Origin of the sequence: Ancylobacter sonchi, assembly GCF_018390695.1 — a bacterium.
Lineage (GTDB): Bacteria > Pseudomonadota > Alphaproteobacteria > Rhizobiales > Xanthobacteraceae > Ancylobacter > Ancylobacter sonchi.
This window is the reverse complement of the sequence record NZ_JAHBGF010000036.1, coordinates 289,159-311,933: the sequence shown is the minus strand read 5'-3', so window position 1 is coordinate 311,933 and position 22,775 is coordinate 289,159. Positions and strand designations below refer to the sequence as shown.

The window sequence follows — 22,775 nt, the reverse complement described above, 5'->3', positions numbered from 1 at the left end:
TGACGCCGTTCCAATGAGAGAGGCGCTCCGCTACGATGGTGGCGGAGCGCTTTTTCATGAATCAGCATACGTCCCCTGCGAAGAACCCGTCCGTGCGTATCGGCCATTCCGCCTGCCCGCATGACTGCCCGTCCACCTGCTCGCTGGAAATCGAGATATCCGGCAACAGGATAGGCCGCGTGCGCGGCTCGCGGGACAACAGTTTCACCGCCGGGGTGATCTGCGCCAAGGTGGCGCGCTATGCCGAGCGGGCGCATCACCCGGACCGGCTGACCCAGCCGCTGCGACGGTCGGGCCCCAAGGGATCGGGCGCCTTCGAGCCGATCTCCTGGGACGAAGCGCTTGATATCATTGTCGAAAAGTTCAGTGCCGCCGAGGCGGTGCACGGGCCGGAGGCGGTGTGGCCCTATTACTATGCCGGCACGATGGGTCTCGTCATGCGCGACGGCATCAACCGGCTGACGCATGCCAAGGGATATTCTCGTTTCTTTTCAAGCATCTGCGTCAATCCGGCCTGGTCCGGCTTCATGGCCGGCGCCGGGCGGCTGTCCGGTCCGGACCCGCGTGAGATGGGGCGGGCCGATCTCAACGTCATCTGGGGGACCAATCCGGTCTCGACCCAGATTAACGTGATGACTCATGCGGTTAGGGCACGCAAGGAACGCGGCGCGCCGATCGCGGTGGTGGATGTATACCGCTCCCCGACCATGGAGCAGGCGGATATCCCGCTCATGATCCGCCCGGGCACTGACGGGGCGCTGGCCTGCGCGATCATGCATGTGCTGTTCGCAGAAGGCTTCGCCGACCGGGCCTATCTTGCCCGCTATGCCCGCGACGCCGAGGAGTTCGAGGCGCATCTCGCCGACAGGACGCCGGAATGGGCGAGCGCGATCACCGGGCTGCCCGTCGCGGAAATCATTGATTTCGCTCGGCTTGTCGGGCGGACGCCGAGGACCTTCATCCGTGCCGGCTACGGCTTCACTCGCTCGCGCAATGGTGCGGTGAACATGCATGCCGTCACCTGCATCCCGACCATCACTGGCGCCTGGCAGCATGAGGGCGGCGGCGCCTTCCATTCCAATTCGGCGATCTTCGGCTGGAACAAGAGTCTGATCGAAGGAACCGACCTGCTGTCCGGTGAGGTGTATGGTCAGACCGATCGGGTGACCGGTGAGGCCAGAGCGACGCGTCAGCTCGACCAGTCGCGCATCGGCGCCATCCTCTGCGGCGAGGAGGAGGCGCTCGCCGGCGGTCCGAAGGTGACCGCGATGTTGATACAGAACACCAACCCGGTGACCATCGCCCCGGAGCAGGAGAAGGTGCGCGCCGGATTTGCCCGGGAAGACCTGTTCGTCGTGGTGCACGAGCAGTTCATGACCGAGACGGCGGTGATGGCCGACATCGTGCTGCCGGCCACCATGTTCACCGAGCATGACGACATCTATCAGGGCGGCGGCAACCAGTATGTCACCCTCGGTCCCAAGCTGGTGGACCCGCCGGGCGAGTGCCGCTCCAACCACGAGGTGATCTGTGCGCTGGCCGAGCGGCTGGGGGCGCGGCATCGCGGCTTCGAGATGAGCTCGCGCGAGATCGTCGACTGGACACTGCAGGCGACCGGGCGCGGCACCGTCGAGGAACTGGAGGCGAAGCACTTCATCGACGTGCAGCCGGATTTCGAGACGGCGCACTTCCTCAAGGGCTTCTCCTGGCCGGACGGCAAATTCCGCCTGAAGCCGGACTGGGCCAAGGTGCCGTTCAAGTCGCCGGGCAAGTTCGGGCCGATCGCCGACATGCCGGCCTTCCCCGACCACTGGGCGGTGATCGAGGAGGCGACGGCGGAGTACCCGTTCCGGCTGGTGACGGCGCCGGCGCGCAGCTTCCTCAATTCCACCTTCACCGAGACCCCCGGCTCGCTGGCCCGCGAGAAGCGGCCGACGCTGATGATCCACCCCGACGATGCCGCCGGGCTCGGGATCGCCGACGAGGATGAGGTGCGGGTCACCAGCGCGCGCGGCACGGTGACCTTGCACGCGGCGATCTTCGACGGGCTGCGGCGCGGCGTGGTGGTGGCGGAATCGATCTGGCCGAACGGCAAGCATGTCGGCGGGCGCGGCATCAACACGCTGACCGGCGCCGACCCGGTGGCGCCGGTGGGCGGCGCGGCGCTGCACGACAACCGGGTGCGCATCGCGCGGGCGGGGTGAACGGGGCTCTTTTCGGGATGCCGGGCGGCGGAGGGGCTGCGTGCTTCGAGGTCCGCTGCCGTTTGCCCTTAAGGTCAAAGGCGCCGCTCATCCTGAGTGTCTGCCCGGAATTGCCGAAAGAGCGTCCAAGCCCCCGCCTTCTGTAGGGGAGGGGGATTTTTTCTCTCCAATGTCTTCTCCCCCTCGCCGACCCGCTTCGCGGGCCACCTCTCCCCAACGGGATGAGGGAATTGCGTGCCAGACCCTGAGGTGCGAGCGCAGCGAGTCTCGAAGGATGTTCGGTAAAGCGCACCCGGACGAGCATCCCTCAAAGCTCGGCCGATGGCCGGGCACCTCAGGATGAGGGGGCTACTGGTGGCCGTCGCGTTTCGAGCCCGGCCCTCGACATGGGAGCGACTTTGGGAGCCGGCCGTTTGCTGTCATCCCGGCCACAGTGCAGCCTCGAGCCGGGATCGCTCGCCAATGCTTGCGCGATTCCGGATCGGTCCCGCGGACCGTCCGGGATGACGTCTTCAGGATGATGGCTTCGGGAAAGCGGCTTGCTTCACTTCCATCCGGCAAGGCGCGGTGGGAACGTGCAAGACGCCGGCGCCCGCCTTGGCTATTCGGCAGGCTGCGTCGCCGCCATCCGGCGCGCACCCGCACGGAGGTGAGCAATGACCGGGCTGCGCCCTTCGCGTATCGTCGATCTCTCACGGGAAATCGCCGACAATCCGGCGGATCCCTCCTTCATGCGGGTGAAGATCACCCATCGCCCGCATGCCCGCGCCCGCTGGCTGGTGCGCCTCATCGGCAAGCTGCCGTTCCGGCTGTTTCCGCGTGCTTTCGCCGGCTGGGCAGACGACGTCATCACCCGCCTCGGCGTGCACGCCACCACCCATATCGACGCGCCCTGGCACTACGGCCCGACCGACGCCGAGGGCCGGCGGCTGCCGAGCATCGAAGAGATGCCGCTCGAACTGGGCTTCGGGCCGGGCGTGGTGTTCGACATGACCCACAAAGGCGAGGGCGAGGAGATCACCGTTGCCGATCTCGAAGCCAGCCTCGCGGCGAGCGGGGCGAGCGTCGGGCCGGGCACCATCGCGCTGATCCGCACCGGGCGCGACCGTTTCCTCGGCACGCGGGACTACTGGACGCTGGGCACCGGCATGAGCGCCGCCGCCACCGAATGGCTGATCGACCACGGCGTGAAGGTGATGGGCATCGACCAATGGGGCTGGGACGTGCCGCTGCACCACCAGATCCGCCGCAGCCGCGCCGAGAACGACCGCGAAATCTTCTGGGCCGCGCATCTGGTCGGAAGGCGCAAGCCCTATTGGCACATGGAGCAACTGGCCGGGCTCGACCAATTGCCGGCTGATGGCTTCGACGTCGCGGTGTTCCCGCTGCGCATCAAGGGCGCCTCGGCGGCACCGGCGCGGGTGGTGGCGTTGCTCTACGACTGAGGCCGGCTCAGCCGACCGGCGCCGGCGGCACCACCAAAGCGTGGGCGTCGAGCTCGAACTCGTCGACGCGCACGACGCTGCCATCGATGCGGGTGCGCCCCTCGCAGACAAGGCGCAGCGCCGCCGGGTAGATGACGTGCTCCTGCCTGAGCACGCGGGCGCCGAGCGCCTCGGGCGTGTCGCCCTCCAGCACCGGGACGGCGGCCTGCATGATGATCGGGCCGACGTCCATTTCCGGCGTGACGAAATGCACGGTGCAGCCGTGGATCTTCACGCCCTCGGCCAGCGCCCGCTCATGGGTGTGCAGGCCCTTGAAGCTGGGCAGCAAGGCGGGGTGGATGTTGATCATCCGGCCCTGCCATCTGCGGGTGAAGCCGGGGGTGAGCAGCCGCATGAAGCCGGCGAGGCAGACGAGGTCGATCCCCTCGGCTTCCAGCGCGGCGTCGAGGGCGGCGTCGAAGGCGGCGCGGTCCGGCTTGCCGGCTTCGTCGCGGAACAGCGTATGGTCGATGGCGCGGACCGGGATGTTGCAGGCCTGCGCCCGAACGAGGCCGTGCGCCTCCGGCCGGTTGGAGATCACGCAGGCGATCTCGCCGGGAAAGCCGGGCGCCGCCGCCGCTTCGATCAGCGACATCATGTTGGAGCCGCGCCCGGAGATCAGCACGGCAATGCGGGGGGCGCCGGTGCGGGAACTTGCCACGTCCGGTTCTCCGCTCAGAGCGGGCAGGCGAGGTCGAGCGCGCCGTCATAGACGACATGCGCCGCGCCCTCGCCGGGCTCGATGGCGCCGAGGTGGATCACCTCCTCGCCCTGGTCGGCGAAGGCGTCGGCCACCGTCTCGGCATGCTCGCAGGCGCAGACCACCACCATGCCGATGCCGCAGTTGAAGGCGCGCAGCATCTCCTCGGCAGCGACGCCGCCGGTCTGGGCCAGCCAGCGGAACACCGGCGGCACCGGCAGGCCGTCGAGGTCGATGCGGCCGATGGTGCCCTTGGGCAGCACGCGCGGCAGGTTCTCGGTGAGGCCGCCGCCGGTGATGTGCGCGAGCGCCTTCACCTTGCCGGTCTCGCGGATGACCGACAGCGCCGGCTTCACATAGAGCCGCGTCGGGGTGAGCAGCGCCTCGCCGACCGTCTGGCCGGCGTGGAAGGGCGCCGGAGCGTCCCAAGAGAGGCCGGACAATTCGACGATGCGGCGCACCAGCGAATAGCCGTTGGAATGCACGCCGGAGGAGGCGAGGCCGAGCAGCACGTCGCCCGGCGCGATGTCCGGGCGCGGCAGCAGCTCGCCGCGTTCCACCGCGCCGACCGAGAAGCCGGCGAGGTCGTAGTCGCCCTCGGCATACATGCCGGGCATCTCGGCGGTCTCGCCGCCGATCAGCGCGCAGCCGGATTCGGTGCAGCCCTTGGCGATGCCGGCGACGATCTTGGCGCCGACCTCGGGGGCGAGCTTGCCGGTGGCGAAATAGTCGAGGAAGAACAGCGGCTCGGCGCCCTGCACCACGAGGTCGTTGACGCACATGGCGACGAGGTCGATGCCGATGGTGTCGTGGCGGCCGGTCTCGATGGCGATCTTCAGCTTGGTGCCGACGCCGTCGGTGGTGGCGACGATCAGCGGATCCTTGAAGCCGGCGGCCTTGGGATCGAACACGCCGCCGAAGCCGCCGATATCGGCATCGGCGCCGGGCCGGCGGGTGGCCTTCACCAGCGGCTTGATCAGGTCGACGAGCCGGTTGCCGGCATCGATGTCGACGCCCGCGTCGCGATAGCTGAGACCCTGCCCGTTGCCGCTCATGTTGCGCCCCTTCATCGGAAAGCACGCGGATTAGCCGCTTATCGGGCGTGGGGCAAGCCGAGGCGGCCGCGCCGGTCCCTGCGCGGGTCCGTGTGTGCGGCCTCAGCGATGGCCGGCGCGGTCGATGCCGAGCGCGACCAGCCCGGCGGCGAGGCCCCAGAAGGCGGAGCCGATGCCGAGCATCGACACGCCGGAGGCGGTCACCGCCAGCGTCAGCACCGCCGGGAAACGGCGAGGGGCATCGGCCATGGCGGTGCCGAGCGCGTTCACCAGCGGCCCGAGCAAAGCGAGGCCGGCAAAGGCAGCGATGAGGCCGGGCGGCAGCGCGGCGATCAGCGCCACCAGCGAGGCACCGCCGGCGGCCAGCACCAGATAGGACAGCGCGTAGAACGGGCTCGCCAGCCAGCGCTTCGCCGGATCGGGATGGGTATCCGGCCCGGTGCAGATCGAGGCGGTGATGGCGGCGAGGTTCGAGGTCAGCGAACCGAAGAACGCCGTGACCAGCGAGGAGAGGCCGGTGACGGCGAGGATCGGCGGGGTCGGCGGTCTGTAGCCGGCGGCCTGCAGCACCGCGAGGCCGGGCAGGTTCTGCGAGGCCATGGTGACGATGTAGAGCGGCACCCCGACGCCGATCAGCGCCTCCATGTCGAATTGCGGCCAGATGAGCGTGAGCGCGGGGGCCGGGATTGCGTCCGGCAGCGGCCCGACGCGGCCGAGGAAGAAGGCGAAGGCGATGCCGAGCGCCAGGATCGCCAGCACCGCGCCGAACGGGCTGATGCGCCGGGCGACGAGGAACAGCACCACCAGCGGCAGCACCAGCAGCGGATCGGCCTGCGCCGAGGTGAACACGGCGGCGCAGAAGCGGAACAGCACGCCGGCCAGCATGGCGGCGGCGATGGCGACCGGCAGGCGCTGCACCAGCGCGCCGAGCGGCTTCACCGCCGCGGTGGCGAGGATGAGCGCCGCGACGAGCAGATAGGCGCCGACCGCGGTCGACGGGGTGAGCCCGTGCGAGCCGGCCACCAGCGCCGCGCCGGGCGTCGACCAGGCGGTGATGATCGGCATGCGGTAGCGCCAGCCGAGAAAGGCGGAGGTCGCCGCCATCGACAGGCAGAGGCCGATCACCGCCGAGGAGGTCTGTGCCGGGCTCGACCCGACCGCCTGGGCGGCGGCGACGATGAGGGCGAGCGTGCCGCCGAAGCCGACCAGCGCCGCGACGACGGCGGAGGTGACCACCGAGGCGCGCAGGGCGGGAGCGGGAGGGGCGGGCGGGGTCTCGGCGGGGGCGTGCATGGGCGGGCACCACGGCAGGCGGCAGGGGAGGCGGCAGGACAGGGGAGGCGGCTGGGCGGCTGGGCGACGTGTCGCCGCGCATCGCTTGTGCCATGTCGGCGCGGCGGCGTCACGCGGGCGGGCGGGGTGGCGCGCCCCGGCCGGCGGCCGGCGATGCGGGGAAGGCTTGTCGTCGTCGGCTCGCAATGGGGCATCCGCCTGGCTCGGATGCGCCGGGCCTTTGCGTGTCAGGCGAGGCGGCCGATCGGGATGAATTCCGGGGCGTCGTCGGCGAGCGGCCCGCCGTTCCAGTCGCCGAGCCAGCGCTCGACCACGAGGCCGGCCCCGGCGATCAGCCGGGCCAGCTCGTCGCGCGGTGGGAAGGCGATGCGGCTGGTGGCGGTGAGTTCGCGGCCGTCGGGGAGGCGGTAGACGGTCTCGTAGGTGACGATGCCAGTGGCCGGGTCGTGGACCGCGCCGTTCCACGCCTCGACCTCGCCATGGCGCGGATGCGCCACGCCGCGGCGCGAATTGTGCGGCTGCCACTCCTCCCACTCTCGACAGGCGGGGTTGCGACTGTCGAACACGAAGCGTCCGCCGGGAGCGAGGTGGCGGGCGATGGTGGCGAGGGCGGCGTGCCGGTCGTCCTCGGTCAGGAACACCTGGAAGGCGTGGCCGGTCATCACGACGAGATCGAAGCGCTGGCCGAGATCGAGAAGGCGGGCATCCGCCTCCACCCATTGCACCGCCGCGCCGCCCGGACGGGCGCGGGCGATGTCGAGCATGGCGGCGGCCGGGTCGACGCCGGCGCGGCGCGGCGCTTCGAGCCCGACGAGGAAGGCGCCGGTGCCGCAGCCGAGATCGAGCACCGAGCCGACGCCGCGCGCCAGTTCGGTACAGAAGGCGACATCGGCGCCGCCCTCGTTCTCGGCATCGTAGAACGCCACCAGCGCGGCGTCGGTATAGAGCGGGTCGTGGTGGAGGGGGCTGGCATCGGTCATGTCGAGCGTCCTCCGGTCCGCACCCATCGCGAGGCGTTGCCATGGGCGTGCGGCAGGGAACGCGGTACCGCCGGGCCTGTCAACCGCGGCGGCCGTTCGCGGCATCGGGCGTGCGGTCGCTGATGCTTCAGGGCAACGGCTTTGCTGCCGCCATCGCCCCGGACCTCGCTGCGCATTGGAGAGGGCGAGGGAAGGGTGAGCGATATGCGGGACGGACGCCATGGCGCGCGAAGAAGCGGCGCGTTGAGGAGGCAGGAGGATCGCGGGAGTGGCGTCCGAGGGCACGGATCAGCGGGATGCCTCGAAGGGCTGCGGGGGGAAGCGAGGCGGCCGAGCGACACAGAGGAACGCACGGGATTGGTACGGGGGACCCGTGCGAACGATGTGCGGGCCGGCGGGGTGGAGGCAGGAGGATCGCGGGAGTGGCGTCCGAGGGCACGGATCGGCGGGATGCCTCGAAAGGCTGCGGGGGGAAGCGAGGCGGCCGAGCGACACAGAGGAACGCACGGGATTGGTACGGGGGACCCGTGCGAACGGTGTGCGGGCCGGCGGGGCAGAGGCCGGAGGAGTGCGGGAGACGCGTCCGAGGGCGCGGGCGGGTAGGACCCTTCGCAGAGGCACGGGGGAGGCGAGGTAGCCGAGGGATACGGCGACCACAGGGAGCCGTGCACGGGATCCATACGAACGGTGCGCAGGGAACTGGGGCATCGGAAGGACCAGTGGGGCGCCGGATGAGGGAGGGATGCGGCCGGGGCCGGCGGGACGAACGGTGTGCAGGGAGCTGGGGTATCGGAGGGATCGGCGGGGCGCCGGATGAGGCAGGGATGCGGCCGGGGCCGGCGGGGCGAACGGTGTGCAGGGAACTGGGGTATCGGAAGGACGAGTGGGGCGCCGGATGAGTGAGGGATGCGGCCGGGGCTGGCGGGCGCTTCGGGGGCGGTCCCGGCTCGCTTGGGCGCGGTGCCTTGGCAAGCCGGGGGCTGCGCACTATGTGCGCTGGGAGGAGCCCCGCCCGACGTGAACCTGCCCAACACCATCACCGTCCTGCGCCTGTTCGCCGTGCCGGCGGTGGTGTGGGCCATCGCCGACGGCCGCATCGCGCTCGCCTTCTGGATCTTTCTCGCCGCCGGCGTCTCCGACGCGGTGGACGGCTTCATCGCCCGGCATTTCGACATGCAGAGCGAACTCGGCGCCTATCTCGACCCGGTGGCGGACAAGGCGCTCCTGGTGTCGATCTATGTCGCGCTGGCGCTCGCCGGGCAGGTGCCGGGCTGGCTGGCGCTCGCCGTGGTGGTGCGCGACGTGCTGATCGTCGCCGCGGTGGCGGCCGCCTTCGCCATGGAGCGGCCGGTGACGATCCGGCCGCTCATCGTCTCCAAGCTCAACACCGCGGCGCAGATCGGCTTCGCGGCGCTGATGCTCGGCGCGCGCGGCTTCGACATACCGCTCGGCAATGCCTATGAGGTGGGGCTGGTGCTGGTCGCCGGCCTCACCGCGCTCTCGGCGCTCGCCTATCTTTTCGAGTGGAGCCGGCACCTCGCCCGCTGAATTGCGGGGAGATGCCATTGCGCCGCAATAATTCCTGATATCAATGCGGGTGACGAAACGTGACAGCCGGGATCGGTCGAACCGCATGATGTGGCACAAGCAGGTAACGTTCTGGCTGAGCTTCCTGACGGCCATCGTGCTGATCTGCTGGCTGCTCTCGGGGGTTCTGCTGCCCTTCGTCGCCGGTCTCGCGCTCGCCTATTTCCTCAACCCGGTGACGACGCATCTGGAGCGCTGGGGCGTCAACCGGCTGGTGGCGTCGCTCGCCACCATCGCGCTGACGGTGCTGGTCGCGATCCTTCTCCTGCTGCTGGTGGTGCCGATCTTCGGCGCGCAGTTCTCCGCCTTCCTGGAGCGGCTGCCGGAATACATCGTCAAGCTGCAGAACATGGTGACGAGCGAGGGCGCGCTCTGGCTGAAGACGGTGATCGGCGACCGGCTGCCCAACATCCAGCAGAGCCTCAGCCAGCTGGTGACGCAGGGCGCCTCCTACATCCTCAGCTTCGTGCAGTCGGTTTGGACCGGCGGGCAGGCGCTGATCTCGCTGTTCTCGCTGGTGGTCATCACCCCGGTGGTCGCGTTCTACCTGCTGAACGACTGGAACGACATGGTGGCCAAGGTGGATTCCTGGCTGCCGGTGAAGAACCGCGACAAGATCCGCGAACTCGCCAGCGAGATGGACCGCGCCATCGCCGGTTTCGTGCGCGGGCAGTCGCTGGTCTGCCTGATCCTCGGCTCCTTCTACGCCATCGCCCTGACGCTCACCGGGCTGAATTTCGGCTTCGTGATCGGCCTCGTCTCCGGCATCATCACCTTCATTCCCTATGTCGGTTCGCTGACCGGCCTGCTGCTCGCCGGCGGCGTCGCCATCGTGCAGTTCTTCCCCGACTACACGATGATCGGCCTCGTCATCGGCATCTTCGTGTTCGGCCAGTTCATCGAGGGCTACATCCTCTCGCCCAAGCTGGTCGGCGACAGCGTCGGGCTGCACCCGGTGTGGCTGATGTTCGCCCTGCTGGCCTTCGGCTACCTGCTCGGCTTCCTCGGCCTGCTGCTCGCCGTGCCGCTCGCCGCGGCGGTGGGGGTGCTGGTGCGCTTCGCCATCCGGCAATATCTCGACAGCCCGCTCTATACCGGCGAGGAAGAGGGCGAGCCCGACGCCGGCCCCGAGGTCCGCTGACCCATGTCTGTGCGTGACGTGCCGAGCCGCCAGCTGCCGCTGGACCTGCCGCCGGTGGAGAACCGTGGGCGCGCCGATTTCCTCGTCGGCCCGGCCAACGAGCCGGCCCTGGCGCTGATCGACGCCTGGCCGGACTGGCCGGCGCGGGCGGTGGCGATCACCGGGCCGGCGGGATCGGGCAAATCGCATCTCGCCGCCTTGTTCGCCGAAGCGAGCGGCGCCCGCCTCATGCCGGCGGCGGCGCTGACCCGCGAGACGGTGCCCGAGGCGCTGGCGACCGGGACTCTGGTGCTGGAGGACCTCGGCGAGGGGACGCTCGACGAGGCGGCGCTGTTCCATCTGCTCAATCTCGTGGGCGAGCAGCGCGCGCATCTGCTCGTCACCTCGCGCCAGCTGCCGGCGGTGCTGGCCGAGACGGTGGCGACGCGCGACCTCGGCTCGCGCCTCAGGGCGATGCCGGCGGTGCGGCTCGGCGCGCCGGACGACGCGCTGCTCGCCGCGGTGGCGGTGAAGTTGTTCGCCGACCGGCAGATCACCCCCGACGAGGCATTGATCGGCTATCTGATGGCGCGGGTGGAGCGCTCCTACGCCGCCATCGGCGCGCTGATCGCCGAGCTCGACCGCGAGGCGCTGGCGCGCAAGCGCCCCTTGACGCGGGCACTCGCGGCAGAGTTGCTGCGCGCCCGCGCCGGCTCGCACGCCGAGTCAGATGAGGCGGAAAGCGACGACGATCAGGACGGCCGCACGGCCGACGAAGGGGATTGACCGAAGGTGAAGCGTTCTATGTCATCCAACCGTCACGATGCCCAGCGACCTTCCGCCCCGAAAAGGCGGGTGCGTCGCGTCGCCAAGCGCGTCGAAGAGACAGGGCCGGCAGCGGTAATGGAGACCGAGGTGAACACAAGCGAAGCGAGCCTGCCCGCACCGGTGGTCGCCGGGCCGCTGCTGGACGAGGAATTGATGGCCTCGCCCGAGCGCTTCATCAATCGCGAGCTTTCCTGGCTGCAGTTCAACCGCCGCGTGCTGGAGGAGGCTTCCAACCGCGCGCATCCGATCCTGGAACAGCTGCGCTTCCTGTCGATCTCGGCGAACAATCTCGACGAGTTCTTCATGGTGCGCGTCGCCGGCCTCAAGGAGCAGCTGCGCGAGGGCTTCACCGCCAAGAGTCCGGATGGGCTCTCCCCCGCCGAGCAGCTGCCGCTGATCGCCGCCGCCGTCGCCGAGCTCGGCCATGACCAGCAGGGGCGCTGGCGCGAGCTACGCGGCGGGCTGATCGAGGCCGGCATCGTGCTGGTCGACGGCGCCGAGGTGCAGAAGGCCGACCGCGCGGTGCTGGACGACTTCTTCCTCAGCCGCGTCTTCCCGGTGCTGACCCCGCTCGCCATCGATCCGGCGCACCCCTTCCCCTTCATTCCCAATCTCGGCTTCTCGCTGGCACTGCAGCTGGCGCGCGTGCATGACGGGCGGCAGATGAGCGCGCTGATCCGCGTGCCCGCCAAGATCGACCGCTTCATCCGCCTGCCGGACGGCGAGGGCGGGGCGGCACGCTTCATCACGCTGGAGCAGATGATCGGCCTGTTCATCGGCCGCCTGTTCCCCGGCTACCAGGTGAAGGGCCATGGCAGCTTCCGCGTCATCCGCGACAGCGACCTCGAAGTCGAGGAAGAGGCCGAGGACCTGATGCGCCAGTTCGAGACGGCGCTGAAGCGCCGCCGCCTCGGCCAGGTGATCCGCATGGAGGTCGACGCCACCATGCCGGAGGAACTGCGCAACTTCGTCGCCCGCGAGCTCGGGGTCGCCGAGGACGAGATCTTCCTGGTCGACGGCGTGCTGGCGCTCAACGAGTTCAGCCAGCTGGTCGGCATCGACCGGCCGGACCTCAAGTTCAAGCCGTATAATCCACGCTTCCCCGAGCGTATCCGCGACCATGCCGGCGACTGCTTCGCGGCGATCCGCGAGAAGGACCTCGTGGTGCACCATCCGTTCGAATCCTTCGACGTGGTGGTGCAGTTCCTGCGGCAGGCGGCTCGCGATCCCAATGTGGTCGCCATCAAGCAGACTCTTTACCGCACCTCCTCCGACAGCCCGATCGTCAAGGCGCTCGCTGAGGCCGCCGAGGCCGGCAAGTCGGTGACCGCGCTCGTCGAACTGAAGGCGCGCTTCGACGAGGAAGCCAATATCCGCTGGGCCCGCGACCTGGAGCGCGCGGGCGTGCAGGTGGTGTTCGGCTTCCTGGAGCTGAAGACCCACGCGAAACTCTCGCTCGTCGTGCGGCGCGAGGGCGGCGCGCTGACCAGCTACTGCCATGTCGGCACGGGCAACTACCACCCGATCACGGCGCGCATCTATACCGACCTGTCGTTCTTCACCGCCGACCCGGTGATCGGCCGCGACGTGGCGCGGATCTTCAACTTCATCACCGGCTATGCCGAGCCGGCCGAGCTGGAGGCGATGTCGGTGTCGCCGCTGACGCTGAAGTCGCGCATCCTCGACCATATCGACGCCGAGATCGGCTTCGCCAAGGCCGGCAAGCCGGCGGCGATCTGGCTGAAGATGAACGCGCTGGTCGACCCGACCATCATCGACGCGCTGTACCGGGCGAGCCAGGTCGGGGTGTCGGTGGACATCGTGGTGCGCGGCATCTGCTGCCTGCGTCCCGGCGTGCCCGGCCTATCCGACAATATCCGCGTGAAGTCGATCGTCGGCCGCTTCCTCGAACATCCGCGCATCTACTGCTTCGGCAACGGCCATGGCCTGCCGCATGCCGAGGCGGCGGTCTACATCTCCTCCGCCGACCTGATGCCGCGCAATCTCGACCGGCGGGTGGAATCGCTCTGCCCGATCACCAACCCGACGGTGCACATGCAGATCCTCGACCAGATCATGGTCGCCAATTTCGAGGACAACCAGCAGAGCTGGCGCGTCTTGCCGGATGGCTCGTCGCAACGCATAGTCCCGGACGAAGGCGTCGAACCCTTCAACGCGCAGCAATATTTCATGACCAATCCGAGTCTGTCGGGACGTGGCAAATCGCTCAAGGACTCCTCGCCGCGCAACCTCATCCGGCGCCGGGGCCGTGCGTGAGATCATGAGCGACATGGTGCGCGGGGCGTCGAACGGCCTCGTTTCCGGCACGCCGGTGGCGGTCATCGACATCGGCTCCAACTCCGTCCGCCTGGTGGTCTATGAGCGCCTGTCGCGCTCGCCGACGCCGATCTTCAACGAGAAGGCCTCCTGCGCGCTCGGCCGGGAGGTGGCGACCACCGGCCGGCTGAACGCCGACGCGGTGGCAAAGGCGCTCACCGCGCTCCGGCGCTTCCGCGTGCTGTGCGACCGCATGGGCGTCGGCACGTTGCGGGTGATCGCCACTGCCGCCGCGCGCGACGCCGAGAACGGGCCGGACTTCGTCGCCGCCTGCACCGAGATCTGCCGCACCGAGGTGGAACTGCTCTCCGGCAAGCGCGAGGCGCAGCTCTCGGCGATGGGCATCATCTCCGGCGTGCATCACGCCAACGGGGTGGTCGGCGATCTCGGCGGCGGCTCGCTGGAACTCGCCGACGTGCACGGCCAGCACATCGGCTCCGGCGTGACCTTCCAGCTCGGCGGCCTCGCCTTGCAGGAGCGCTCCGAGAATTCGCTCAAGAAAGCCGACAAGATCGTCAAGGACGCGCTCGCCAAGGAGACGCGGCTCGAGCACCTGAAGGGCCGCACCTTCTACGCGGTGGGCGGCACCTGGCGCGCGGTGGCGCGGCTGCACATGTTCCAGCGCGGCTATCCGCTGCATGTGATGCACGGCTATGTCATCCCGGCCAAGGAGGCGCTGGAGTTCGTGCGCCTGCTGCGCCGCGTGCCGATCGACACGCTGTCGCGCATCGAGACGGTGTCCGACGTGCGCCGGCCGCTGCTCGCCTATGGCGCGGTGGTGCTGGAGCACATCCTTCGCATCGGCAAGCCATCCAATGTCTACATCTCCGCGCAGGGCGTGCGCGAGGGGCTGCTGTTCGAGGCGCTCGACGCCGCCGAGCGCAAGATCGACCCGCTCATCGCCGCCAGCGCCGAGGTCAACACGCTGCGCTCGCGCTCGCCGCTGCATGGCGAGGAACTGATCGCCTGGACCGACCGCTTCATGGCCTCCAGCGGCATCGAGGAGAGCCACGAGGAGAAGCGGCTGCGCCACTCCGCCTGCCTGCTCGCCGACATGAGCTGGCGGGCGCATCCCGACTATCGCGGCGAGCAGAGCCTCAACCTGATCGCCAACGCCTCCTTCATCGGCCTCGACCATCCCGGCCGCGCCTTCCTGGCGCTGGCGATCTACTACCGGCACATGGGGCTGGTCGACGAGGACCTCTCGCCACGCATCCGCGAGCTGGTCTCGACGCGGCTGCTCGACCGGGCGCGCATCCTCGGCGCGGCGATGCGGGTGGGCTACATCATCTCCGCCGCCATGCCGGGCACGCTGCCGATCGCGCCGATGACGGTCGACAAGGGCCGGCTGGTGCTGCACCTCGAAGGCGAGCTCGCGCCGCTCGGCAGCGAGCGCATCATCAGCCGCCTGCGCACGCTCGCCCGGCTCATCGGCCGCGAGCCGGTGGTGGTGACGTAGAAGAGCGTAAGTCGACAGCTTTACCTTACTGCTTCCCCTGATCTAGTATGAGCTTTGAGCTATTGCTGGAGCGGGGGCAAGCGATGGTTGTCATGCCGATTTCTGCGGTCGGACCTGTGGTTTCGGTGGCTTCGAGCGCGCTCACCCATTTTCGACCGTCGCGTTCACCTTACCTTCTAAGCTTTCTCCTGGCCAGTACACTGTCCGTTCTCGGAATGGAGACGGTCTATATCAGTAATCATATCAAGTTCTATCTGCTATGGCCGTTGTCTATCGTTCTATTTATACTTGTTATATTGTCATTTTATTTTCGGCCATTCGATGTGCAGCGGCTCAGCAAGCCGGATGCGGAGCTTGAAGAGGATCTCGACGGCCAGTTCAAGCTGGGTCGTACCTCATGCCTGGGGGCGGGCATGACGGCACTGTATATTTTTCTGAGATATTCGGATCCGGATAGCGATATATTTATAGTAGTATATATATTCCTAATAATGCATATGGCGATGTTCGTCATTTATATATTCTTCCGGAATTTCCACGAAGAATCTCTGACGAACATGGCCTATTTCCAGATGGCCTTCATGACAGCCTTCTGCGTCATCTACGCCTCTTACTCCGCTGCTCACGTGAATACGCGCGACGGGTCACTGTTTTACGAGTGCAAATCTGAGGTTCAATTCACCGGCACGCCCAAGGCGACGGAGGGCGAAGGCGAGGCGCCGGCCCCTCTTCCGCCGGATCACGTTCGCAAGACGAATGTCGACTACTGCCAGCAGGTCAATCATTCGGTGATCTATTCTGATCTTCAGGATGGCTATCTGAGCGTGAACATATTGTCGGTGCAGGAGGTCGGGCGCACCGTGTCGGTCCATGCCTTCATGATGATGGTGTTCGGCATCATCTGGTTCATTTACGACATATTCTGGGTCCGCCAGCTCTCGCTCGTCTGGCGGGGGAGCAAGCTGGTGGTCGCCGAGACGGCGCCGGCCGGCTAGGTCCTGTCGCTGGGCTGTCATCGCCCGATCGGCGGTGGCGGGCCGATCCCATCTCGGCGGGCGCCGCCTCCGTTTCTTCGGGATCCTACGGGGCGGGCCGCTCCAGCGCGATCACCCGGCCGCGCTGCATGGCCAGCGCAAGCCGGCCGTCCTTCAGCGCCAGCGCCTTCTCGCCGAACAGTTCGCGCCGCCAGCCCGCCAGCGCCGCCACCTGCGGCTCGTGATCGGCGGCGATGCGCTCGAGGTCGTCCACCGTGGCGATCACCTTGGCGGCGACGCCGTGCTGCTCGGAGGTCATGCGCAGCAGCACCTTCAATAGTTCCACCGTCGCCGAGGCGCCGTTGGACAGCGGGCGGTCGCGTTCGATCTCCGGCAGGGTCTTCGGGTCGCGGGCGAGGCCGGCGCGTACCGCCTCGAGGATCTGCTCGCCGGTGCGCGAGCGCTCGAAGCCCTTGGGGATGGAGCGCAGCCCGGCGAGGCGCTCGGGCGTGGTCGGATGCTGGGCGGCGATCTCGCCGAGCACTTCGTCCTTGAGGATGCGCGAGCGGGGAATGTCGCGCGACTGCGCCTCGCGCTCGCGCCAGGCGGCGACCTCCATCAGCACGGCGAGGTCCTTCGGCTTGCGCACCCGCGAGCGCAGCCGCTCCCAGGCCCGCTCCGGCTCCTGCCGATAGGTGTCCGGCGAGATGAGCACCGCCATCTCCTCGGTCACCCATTCGCTGCGGCCGCGCTTGACGAGATCGGCGTCGAGCTTGCGGTAGACGTCGCGCAGATGGGTGACGTCGGCCTCGGCATAGGTGATCTGGGCGGCCGAGAGCGGTCGGCGCGACCAGTCGGTGAAGCGCAGCGACTTGTCGAGCACCGCGCCGGTGAGGCGCTGCACCAGCTGGTCGTAGGAAATGCTGTCGCCATGGCCGAGCACCATCGCCGCCACCTGGGTGTCGAACACCGGATGCGGGATGATGCCGGCGAGATGCCAGACGATCTCGATGTCCTGCCGCCCGGCGTGGAACACCTTGAGCACCTGTTCGTTCGCCATCAGCTCGAAGAGCGGCGCGAGGTCGATGCCCTCGGCGATGGCGTCGACCACCACTGCCTCGTCGGTCGAGGCGAGTTGCACGACGCACAGCTTCGGCCAGAAGGTGCTCTCGCGCAGGAACTCGGTGTCGACGGTGACGAAGGGATGCCGGGAAAGGCGTTCGCACGCGGCGGCGAGGGAATCAGTGGTCGTGATCATGTCCATAGTGGCAATTTCATAGCTGATTAAGCGGATGGAAACGACCAAGAATCCGCCATGACCTAGCGAAAGCATTAACCATCGCGCGCTAGTGTCCGCCGGCACGAGCGCCCGGCAGATGGTCGCTCCCTCAACAGGAAACGACCATGACGAAGACGCTTCTCGCTCTTTCCCTCGCCGCCGGGCTCGTCGCCAGCGTGCCGGCCTCGGCCGCCGACCGCGTGGATGCCGGCGTGCTGGTGTGCAGCGTCGCCTCCTCGATCAGCATGATCGTCTCCTCGAAGCAGGAGATGAGCTGCACCTTCAAGCCGGTGAACGGGCCGGATGCCAACTATAAGGGCGTCATCAGCCGGGTCGGCCTCGATCTCGGGATCACCGGGGCGGGGATGATGACCTGGGGCGTCGCGGCGCTGACCAAGAGCGTGGCGCCGGGCGCGCTCGCCGGCAAATATGCCGGCGTCTCCGCCGACGTCGCGCTGGGCGTCGGCGTCGGCGCGAACGCGCTGGTCGGCACCGACAAGTCGGTCGCGCTCAATCCGGTCTCGGTCGAGGGCAATATCGGCGCCTCGCTGGCGCTGGGCGTCGCCGAGATGACCCTGACCTACCTGCCGTGAGCGTGCCGGCGGCCCGGGCAATGGTCCGGCCGCCGAGCCTCCGCGAGGCGCGCGAACGGCAGTGCTTGCGAGGAGCAACGGCGTGATGTCGCTCGCCAACAGCTACTATCCGGCACTGTCGATCGCGCCCAATCTCCTGGTTGCCGCACTGCTCGGCGCGCTGATCGGGCTGGAACGGCAGTTCCGCCAGCGCTTCGTCGGGCTCACCACCCATGCGCTGGTGGCGCTCGGCGCGGCGGCCTTCACCTCGCTCGCCCTGCTGATCGGCGATGCCACCGATGTACGCCTCGGCGGACAGGTGGTGACCGGCATCGGCTTCCTCGGCGCCGGCCTCATCATGCGCGACGGGCTGAGCGTGCGCGGCCTGTCGAGCGCGGCCACCGTCTGGGCGACCGGCGCGGTGGGGGCGCTCGCCGGCTACGGCTTCGCCATCGAGGCGGCGGAGACCACGGCGCTGGTGGTGTTCATCAATCTCGTCATGCCCCGGCTGAGCGTGGTGCTGGAGCGCCTGGCGCCCGAGCCGAAGGTCGAGCGCTACTACATTATCGAGCTGACTTGCGCGGCTCCCGACGAGGCGGAAATCCGCACGCGGCTGCTCGCCGCCATCCAGAAGCAGGGACTGCGCCTGCAGGCGCTGGAGAGCCATCTCATCGAGGGCCGCGGCGACGTCGAGGTCGAGGCGATGGTGTTCAGCGGCCGCGAGGAGGATGCGCGGGTGGAAGGGCTGGTCGGCGAGTTCAGCCGCTCGCCGCAGATCTCCGCCGCCAAATGGACCTCGACCGCGCCGCCGGAGTGAGCGGAAGGCGGCGCCGGCGCGCCTTGGACCGCGCCTTGGACATTGACAAACCGCGCGCCCGCATGCACCCCTCCGCCCGCCCATGGGCGCCGGGGATCGGCGCCGCGGGGCGTTGTCGTTCGTCCGCCGATCCGGTTTGAGGTTACACCATGCATCGCTATCGCTCGCACACCTGCGGGGCCCTTCGCGCCAGCGATGTCGGCTCCACTGCGCGGCTCTCCGGCTGGTGCCACCGCATCCGCGATCATGGCGGCGTGCTGTTCATCGACCTGCGCGACCATTACGGCCTGACCCAGGTCGTGGTCGATCCCGATAGCCCGGCTTTCAAGCTCGCCGAGACCGTGCGTTCCGAATGGGTGATCCGCGTCGACGGCCGGGTACGCAACCGGCCCGAGGGCACCACCAATGCCGACCTGCCGACCGGCGAGGTCGAGCTCTACGCCACCGAAATCGAGGTGCTCGGCCCGGCCGCCGAGCTGCCGCTGCCGGTGTTCGGCGACATCGACTATCCCGAGGAGACGCGGCTGCGCTACCGCTTCCTCGACCTGCGCCGCGAGAAGCTGCACCGGAACATCATGACGCGCGGCGCCATCATCGACTCCATGCGCGCCGGCATGAAGGGGCAGGGCTTCTTCGAGTTCCAGACGCCGATCCTCACCGCCTCCTCGCCGGAAGGCGCGCGCGACTTCCTGGTACCGAGCCGCATCCATCCCGGCACCTTCTACGCGCTGCCGCAGGCGCCGCAGCAGTATAAGCAGCTGATCATGATGAGCGGCTTCGACCGCTACTTCCAGATCGCCCCCTGCTTCCGCGACGAGGACCCGCGCGCCGACCGCCTGCCGGGCGAGTTCTACCAGCTCGACCTCGAAATGAGCTTCGTCGAGCAGGAAGACGTGTTCGCCGCCGTCGAGCCGGTGATCACCAGCGTGTTCGAGCAGTTCGCCGACGGCAAGCCGGTGACCAAGAACTGGCCGCGCATCCCCTATGCGGTGTCGATGCGCAAATACGGCACCGACAAGCCGGACCTGCGCAACCCGCTGGAGATGAGCGAGGTCTCCGAGCATTTCCGTGGTTCGGGCTTCAAGGTGTTCGCGCGCATGCTCGAAGACCCGAAGAACGAGGTGTGGGCGATCCCCGGCCCGACCGGCGGCTCGCGCGCCTTCTGCGACCGTATGAATAGCTGGGCGCAGGGCGAAGGCCAGCCGGGGCTCGGCTACATCATGTGGCGCGAAGGTGGCGAAGGCGCCGGCCCGCTCGCCAACAATATCGGCCCGGAGCGCACCGAGGCGATCCGCCAGCAGCTCGGCCTCGGCGCCGGCGATGCCGCCTTCTTCGTCGCCGGCAACCCGGAGAAGTTCGTCAAGTTCGCCGGCGCCGCCCGCACCAAGGTGGGCGAGGAGCTGAAGCTGGTCGATTTCGACCGCTTCGAGCTGGCCTGGATCATCGACTTCCCGTTCTACGAGTGGAGCGAGGACGAGAAGAAGGTCGACTTCTCGCACAACCCGTTCTCCATGCCGCAGGGCGGGCTCGATGCGCTGAACAACCAGGATCCGCTGACCATCAAGGCGTTCCAGTACGACATCGCCTGCAACGGCTACGAGATCGCCTCCGGCGGCATCCGCAACCACCGTCCCGAGGCGATGGTGAAGGCGTTCGAGCTGGCCGGCTATGACGAGGAGACGGTGAAGGAGCGCTTCGGCGGCATGTATCGCGCCTTCCAGTACGGCGCGCCGCCGCATGGCGGCATGGCGGCCGGCGTCGACCGCATCGTCATGCTGCTGTGCGGCGTGTCGAACCTGCGCGAGATCTCGATCTTCCCGATGAACCAGCAGGCGCAGGACATCCTGATGGGCGCGCCCTCGGCGGCGACGCCCAAGCAGCTGCGCGAGCTGCATATCCGCGTCAACGCGCCGGAGAAGTAGGGGCGGGGCTTCGTCGCTTCGGCTCAGATAAAAAGCCGCGTCCTGTCCGGGACGCGGCTTTTTTCATGCGTGGGAAGCCGTCGGCGTGAGGGCGCCGCCGCTCACGGATTGTCGACCACCTGGATGTTGACCTGGTCCAGCAGGCTGGTCGGGTCGCTGCGCATCGCCTCGACGGCGACGAGCAGTGGGAGGGGCTGCCCGCGCGGGGTGACGCGCAGCGCCAGCGTGCCCATCGGCTTCTGCAGGAAGGCCACCAGCGCCTGCACCGCCGGATCGAGATCCGGCCGGTCCTCGGTGACCGGGCCGAGCAGCATCTCGGCGAATCCGGCGAAGAGCTGGCGCAGCATTTCCGGCTGCACCCCCTGTTCGCGCGCCGCCTCGGCGAGCTTCTGGTCGTAGATGCCGGAATCGGTGAGCGTCAGCTGCACCATGTCGACATTGGCCGTCATCGCCGCGCCGAGCGCCGCCGTCGGGTCCGGCGAGAAGGCGGCGGCCTCGACATTGCCCAGCCGCGCCTTGCCGTGCAGCGCGAAGGAATCCGACATCTCCGCATAGACCGGCTCGACCAGCACCGCCTTGTCGCCCGGATTCCAGCGCGCGCCGACATCGACCGATAGGCTGGCGCGCGACACGCCGTCCGGCACCAGCAGCGCCAGCGGGCTACCCGTCGGCAGGCTGGCCGTGGGGCCGGAGCCGCGCAGCTTGAAGGCGAGGCGGGTGGGCACCGCGCCATCAGCGGCGTCCCAGGACAGCGACAGCGTGTCGAGCCGCAGCGGCTCGCCCTTGGCGGCGAGCGGCGCCTCGAGGCCGGCGACCTCCACGCTGGCGAACATGCCGATGAGCGCCATCAGCTGGGCCGGGTCGCGGGTCAGCGCCGGCGTGGTCGCCACCTGCGCGGCGAAGCGCAGCGTATGGCCGGGGCTGAAGCCGCCCAGCGCCAGACGATCGAGCCGAAAGCTGGCGCCGTCCGGCTGCTGGCCGGACAGCCCTTCCACCGAGATCAGGTCGAGGCGCCCGCCATCGAGCTTGCCGAGACCGATCGTCTTGATGGCGACGGTGGGGCCGTCCTTTTCCTTGGCCTCCAGTCCCTCGAAGCTGGCACTGCCGATGCGCAGCGCGTCATAGGCGCCGGCGATGCCGACGAGCAGCTCGGCGACTTCCTGCGGTGCCGGCTCGCGGCCCTGCGCCGCCACTTCGCTGACGCGGCGGCCGATGGTGAGCAGATCCTCCGCCGGTACGCCGGAGGGCTGCAGCGCGACGTCGTTCACCTTCATCGCCGCCCATGTCTCGGCGGTGCCGTTCTCGGCGCGGAAGCTGTATTTCTCGGCGCGGATGCTGCCATAGACGGTACGGAAATCGGTCTCCCGGCGGCGACGGTCCGGATCGAGCAGCACCAGCAGCGGCACGATGTCGATGTTTTCCGCCACCACCGGGCCCATCTCGCCCTGCGCCGCCACGGCGGGCGTGCCGCCGATCTGGAAGCTGGTCGATTCCACCCCGAGGCGGGCGATCTTGCCGGCCTCGAAACGCTCCAGCACCAGCGGCCCGTAGGTGACGTCGGTCTCGACGCGGGTGGTCGCCTCGCCGGTGACGGTGGAGCTGCTGGAGGCGGGAATGTCGATGCGCCCGATGCGGGTCGCCTCGACGATGGCCAGCACCAGCGGCCAGGGTTGCTGGCCGGCGGTGGCGACCTGCGCCGGCCCGACCACATCGGTGAGCGCGATCAGCGGCGCAGCGAATCGGCCGGTGACGTCAGGAGCCAGCGGCAGCGGGCCGTCAGCCTCCAATTCGCGAATCTCGACCTCGCGGACGGAGACCTTGTCGGCGGCCGGCTGGTCCAGCCCGCGGGCGGTGAGGGCGGCGATTCGCACCTTGCCCTGGCCGGGGGCCTCGACCGCCAGGTCCTTGACGTCGAGGCGGCGCTCGAAGACGTCGAAATCGACGGCTCCATGGCTGGCGGTGATGCCGTCGGCGGCCAGTGCGGCCACGAGCGTATCGATCTGCCGCCGCGCCGCGTAGTCGGCATAGAAGATCAGCCCGAAATAGCCGGCGCCGACCGCCAGCAGGAGCGCCGCGAGGGCGATGAGGAACGTCTTGCGCATGAGGCCGTGACCCGAAAGCGGTTTTCCGAAGCAGGCCCGTGCCCGCTCCGGCATGGCAAACC

At 68.8% G+C, this 22,775-nt stretch carries 17 protein-coding genes; 11 read left to right on the top strand and 6 right to left on the bottom strand.

What is annotated here, in order from left to right:
* The first annotated feature begins 56 nt into the window (after window positions 1–56).
* Both KHC28_RS22225 and KHC28_RS22220 read left to right on the top strand, forming a co-directional pair.
* A complete protein-coding gene (locus KHC28_RS22225) occupies window positions 57–2,204 on the top strand; it encodes a molybdopterin-containing oxidoreductase family protein (RefSeq protein WP_214010536.1) in 2,148 nt (715 codons plus the stop codon).
* Window positions 2,205–2,860: 656 nt separating this feature from the next.
* Window positions 2,861–3,649, top strand: coding sequence for a cyclase family protein (locus KHC28_RS22220; RefSeq protein ID WP_214010535.1), 789 nt, complete (start codon window positions 2,861–2,863; stop codon window positions 3,647–3,649).
* Window positions 3,650–3,656: 7 nt separating this feature from the next.
* On the opposite strand, the gene purN is transcribed toward KHC28_RS22220, so the two are convergent.
* The 4 genes from purN to KHC28_RS22200 form a co-directional block, all read right to left on the bottom strand.
* Window positions 3,657–4,349 carry a phosphoribosylglycinamide formyltransferase gene (gene purN, locus KHC28_RS22215; RefSeq protein ID WP_312893310.1) on the bottom strand — a complete coding sequence of 231 codons (693 nt, stop codon included), beginning with the start codon at window positions 4,347–4,349 and terminating at the stop codon, window positions 3,657–3,659.
* A 14-nt stretch (window positions 4,350–4,363) separates the two neighbouring features.
* Window positions 4,364–5,443, bottom strand: a complete 1,080-nt coding sequence (gene purM / locus KHC28_RS22210; RefSeq protein WP_214010534.1) for a phosphoribosylformylglycinamidine cyclo-ligase — start codon at window positions 5,441–5,443, stop codon at window positions 4,364–4,366.
* 102 nt (window positions 5,444–5,545) lie between these two features.
* Window positions 5,546–6,691: a benzoate/H(+) symporter BenE family transporter gene (locus KHC28_RS22205; protein WP_214010890.1), complete on the bottom strand. Its 1,146-nt coding sequence runs from the start codon at window positions 6,689–6,691 to the stop codon at window positions 5,546–5,548.
* A gap of 272 nt (window positions 6,692–6,963) precedes the next feature.
* Complete coding sequence (locus KHC28_RS22200) at window positions 6,964–7,716, bottom strand: class I SAM-dependent methyltransferase (RefSeq protein ID WP_214010533.1); 753 nt, start codon at window positions 7,714–7,716, stop codon at window positions 6,964–6,966.
* Between the two features lie 1,017 nt (window positions 7,717–8,733).
* Here KHC28_RS22200 and KHC28_RS22195 point away from each other — a divergent pair.
* From KHC28_RS22195 to KHC28_RS22170, 6 genes are all read left to right on the top strand, one after another.
* Window positions 8,734–9,264, top strand: a complete 531-nt coding sequence (locus tag KHC28_RS22195) for a CDP-alcohol phosphatidyltransferase family protein (RefSeq protein ID WP_214010532.1) — start codon at window positions 8,734–8,736, stop codon at window positions 9,262–9,264.
* Between the two features lie 85 nt (window positions 9,265–9,349).
* Window positions 9,350–10,444, top strand: a complete 1,095-nt coding sequence (locus KHC28_RS22190) for an AI-2E family transporter (RefSeq protein WP_214010531.1) — start codon at window positions 9,350–9,352, stop codon at window positions 10,442–10,444.
* A 3-nt stretch (window positions 10,445–10,447) separates the two neighbouring features.
* Window positions 10,448–11,209: a P-loop NTPase family protein gene (locus KHC28_RS22185; protein WP_246565103.1), complete on the top strand. Its 762-nt coding sequence runs from the start codon at window positions 10,448–10,450 to the stop codon at window positions 11,207–11,209.
* Window positions 11,210–11,326: 117 nt separating this feature from the next.
* Window positions 11,327–13,528: an RNA degradosome polyphosphate kinase gene (locus KHC28_RS22180; RefSeq protein ID WP_214010887.1), complete on the top strand. Its 2,202-nt coding sequence runs from the start codon at window positions 11,327–11,329 to the stop codon at window positions 13,526–13,528.
* A 4-nt stretch (window positions 13,529–13,532) separates the two neighbouring features.
* Window positions 13,533–15,047: an exopolyphosphatase gene (gene ppx, locus KHC28_RS22175; RefSeq protein ID WP_214010888.1), complete on the top strand. Its 1,515-nt coding sequence runs from the start codon at window positions 13,533–13,535 to the stop codon at window positions 15,045–15,047.
* Window positions 15,048–15,094: 47 nt separating this feature from the next.
* Complete coding sequence (locus KHC28_RS22170) at window positions 15,095–16,042, top strand: hypothetical protein (protein WP_214010530.1); 948 nt, start codon at window positions 15,095–15,097, stop codon at window positions 16,040–16,042.
* Between the two features lie 85 nt (window positions 16,043–16,127).
* On the opposite strand, the gene rnd is transcribed toward KHC28_RS22170, so the two are convergent.
* Window positions 16,128–17,285, bottom strand: a complete 1,158-nt coding sequence (gene rnd, locus KHC28_RS22165; RefSeq protein ID WP_214010529.1) for a ribonuclease D — start codon at window positions 17,283–17,285, stop codon at window positions 16,128–16,130.
* Between the two features lie 140 nt (window positions 17,286–17,425).
* Between rnd and KHC28_RS22160 the strand changes: the two genes are divergently transcribed.
* The 3 genes from KHC28_RS22160 (at window position 17,426) to aspS (ending at window position 20,611) form a co-directional block, all read left to right on the top strand.
* Window positions 17,426–17,893 (top strand): DUF992 domain-containing protein, encoded by a 468-nt coding sequence (locus KHC28_RS22160; RefSeq protein WP_214010528.1) that lies wholly within the window; start codon window positions 17,426–17,428, stop codon window positions 17,891–17,893.
* An 85-nt stretch (window positions 17,894–17,978) separates the two neighbouring features.
* Complete coding sequence (locus KHC28_RS22155) at window positions 17,979–18,689, top strand: MgtC/SapB family protein (RefSeq protein WP_246565138.1); 711 nt, start codon at window positions 17,979–17,981, stop codon at window positions 18,687–18,689.
* Between the two features lie 149 nt (window positions 18,690–18,838).
* Window positions 18,839–20,611, top strand: a complete 1,773-nt coding sequence (aspS, locus tag KHC28_RS22150) for an aspartate--tRNA ligase (RefSeq protein ID WP_214010527.1) — start codon at window positions 18,839–18,841, stop codon at window positions 20,609–20,611.
* 101 nt (window positions 20,612–20,712) lie between these two features.
* On the opposite strand, the gene KHC28_RS22145 is transcribed toward aspS, so the two are convergent.
* The gene (locus tag KHC28_RS22145) at window positions 20,713–22,713 is read right to left on the bottom strand and encodes an aq_1923 C-terminal domain (protein ID WP_214010526.1); all 2,001 of its coding nucleotides are present in this window, start codon (window positions 22,711–22,713) and stop codon (window positions 20,713–20,715) included.
* Window positions 22,714–22,775: the final 62 nt, after the last annotated feature.

Coding starts and splice junctions, on each gene's coding strand:
- KHC28_RS22225 (WP_214010536.1), top strand. CDS start 57: ATGAATCAGCATACGTCCCCTGCGAAGAACCCGTCCGTGCGTATCGGC.
- KHC28_RS22220 (WP_214010535.1), top strand. CDS start 2,861: ATGACCGGGCTGCGCCCTTCGCGTATCGTCGATCTCTCACGGGAAATC.
- purM (WP_214010534.1), bottom strand. CDS start 5,443: ATGAGCGGCAACGGGCAGGGTCTCAGCTATCGCGACGCGGGCGTCGAC.
- KHC28_RS22200 (WP_214010533.1), bottom strand. CDS start 7,716: ATGACCGATGCCAGCCCCCTCCACCACGACCCGCTCTATACCGACGCC.
- KHC28_RS22190 (WP_214010531.1), top strand. CDS start 9,350: ATGATGTGGCACAAGCAGGTAACGTTCTGGCTGAGCTTCCTGACGGCC.
- KHC28_RS22185 (WP_246565103.1), top strand. CDS start 10,448: ATGTCTGTGCGTGACGTGCCGAGCCGCCAGCTGCCGCTGGACCTGCCG.
- KHC28_RS22180 (WP_214010887.1), top strand. CDS start 11,327: ATGGAGACCGAGGTGAACACAAGCGAAGCGAGCCTGCCCGCACCGGTG.
- ppx (WP_214010888.1), top strand. CDS start 13,533: ATGAGCGACATGGTGCGCGGGGCGTCGAACGGCCTCGTTTCCGGCACG.
- KHC28_RS22170 (WP_214010530.1), top strand. CDS start 15,095: ATGAGCTTTGAGCTATTGCTGGAGCGGGGGCAAGCGATGGTTGTCATG.
- rnd (WP_214010529.1), bottom strand. CDS start 17,285: ATGGACATGATCACGACCACTGATTCCCTCGCCGCCGCGTGCGAACGC.
- KHC28_RS22160 (WP_214010528.1), top strand. CDS start 17,426: ATGACGAAGACGCTTCTCGCTCTTTCCCTCGCCGCCGGGCTCGTCGCC.
- KHC28_RS22155 (WP_246565138.1), top strand. CDS start 17,979: ATGTCGCTCGCCAACAGCTACTATCCGGCACTGTCGATCGCGCCCAAT.
- aspS (WP_214010527.1), top strand. CDS start 18,839: ATGCATCGCTATCGCTCGCACACCTGCGGGGCCCTTCGCGCCAGCGAT.
- KHC28_RS22145 (WP_214010526.1), bottom strand. CDS start 22,713: ATGCGCAAGACGTTCCTCATCGCCCTCGCGGCGCTCCTGCTGGCGGTC.